This is a genomic window from Priestia sp. BR_2, assembly GCF_041954005.1.
GTDB lineage: Bacteria > Bacillota > Bacilli > Paenibacillales > Paenibacillaceae > Paenibacillus_AQ > Paenibacillus_AQ lautus_A.
In genome coordinates this window covers 1-1,589 of sequence record NZ_JAVFHM010000179.1, presented here as the reverse complement: position 1 = coordinate 1,589, position 1,589 = coordinate 1, and the positions used below count along the sequence as shown (strand labels likewise).

The 1,589-nt window shown below is 37.0% G+C and carries 3 protein-coding genes; all 3 read right to left on the bottom strand.

Annotation, left to right across the window (positions count from 1 at the left end):
* Positions 1-240: 240 nt before the first annotated feature.
* Positions 241-465, bottom strand: coding sequence for a hypothetical protein (locus RB298_RS08675; protein ID WP_011106165.1), 225 nt, complete (start codon positions 463-465; stop codon positions 241-243).
* Between the two features lie 65 nt (positions 466-530).
* On the bottom strand, positions 531-1,121 hold the full coding sequence (locus RB298_RS08670; protein WP_328107557.1) for an HMA2 domain-containing protein: 591 nt from the start codon (positions 1,119-1,121) through the stop codon (positions 531-533).
* Positions 1,093-1,589, bottom strand: a 497-nt coding sequence (locus RB298_RS08665; RefSeq protein WP_486046809.1) for an HAD-IC family P-type ATPase, incomplete at its 5' end; no start/stop codon positions are given. The genes RB298_RS08665 and RB298_RS08670, both read right to left, overlap by 29 nt.

Here is a 1,589-nt window from a genome sequence, read left to right as displayed (position 1 = left end):
GTTGCGGTAAGTGATAAATATATACAAATCTATCTCACTCTAATTATTTATAAAATTGGAACATTTTCTTGTATAAACATTGATAATTTTTAAACCACGGAATATAATAAAGATAACAGTTTACCATAGGAAACTTTTTAGCGTGCGGTAAATAAGCGTTTCATCATTTAAAAATGATTCCCTCATTATGAATAAAAAGAGTGAGAGATAGCCTGGAACTATCTCTCACTCTTTTTGTCATTATTTTACTTGTAATTCAGCAATCATGTCCTCTAAACGCTCTTTCTGCGCTTGAAGCTCTTCCATGGAAGGTTGATAAGATGAAATAGTTTGTTGTCCACCATATGCCTGTTTTGGTTGGACAAGGCGTTGTAGTTGGCCACCATTCTGTTCATATAAACGATAACCTACTGCACCTACCACTGTTCCTGATACAAATCCCATTAGAAAATCACGGTTAATCATTATATAACTCCCCCATAATCATAAGTTTTTTATATCAATTCATACGAAAAGTATGAATGAATATCTTAAGTAATTGTAGATAACTTTTGTGACTGCACTTTCTGCTTTTCATGTAACAATTCCAACACGTTCACAATCCATGTAATCATCGCTACATACAGCATATTTGATGGCCCCAGAGATAACATCGTAACAATTCCAGTTAAAATGTCTGGGTGCCTCATTTTATTGCTCGTACCATGGGATAAGACCGTATAACCTGTTGCAACTACCGCTCCATATACGAGTGCATCTGGTTTATAAAAAGACGATTTTCGAATACCTGCTAGTAAAAGTAATCCACCAGAAAACAGTGTGCGTAGCCAGTCGTTTCTTGTAGCAGGATCCATTTGAATCATGATATCGTCTAGTGGATCTAAACGCGTTTGCTGAAAAAAGATAGATACGTAGCGAAAAATAGTACTGCGAGAAAGTTGTGAAACATCATAGTAAATAAGCATAGTTTGAATGGTGGGTTCTATTCTTACACTCGTTATACCTTTCAAAGCAGAAAACATATGCTCAATTTCCACATGATTTTTTTTATCTCTCAATGCAGGGATATGAAATCGAATACGACCTGGTATATCATGCAGAACATAGAATTTGGGATTCATTGTCTTCCCTCCCTAACCATAAAATTCTTGCACTATTTATTACTACACCAATAGTAGCCGCATTATGAATAGCTGCTCCCACAATTGGAGAGAAGATACCTAAAGCACCGAATAAAATTGCCATACCATTGACAGCAAATGTGGCAATAAAATTTTGTTTAATAACGTTCATTGTCTTTCTAGACAATCCAACTAACTCAGAAAGCATTTCTGGGTTATCAGACGTAATGATAACGTCACTGGCTTCTGAAGCGATATCCGTTCGTTTAGCTCCCATTGTTACGCCTACATCGGCATGGGCTAGAGCTGGCGCATCATTAATTCCGTCTCCTACCATCATCACAGCACCTGTTCTTCCATACCTTTTTACATAAAAGGCTTTATCTTCTGGCAAAGCCTCTGCATGATACCAGTTCAGTTTTAAGCGACGCGCCATCTCTCTTGCAACCGTTCTCTTATCTCCAGTAA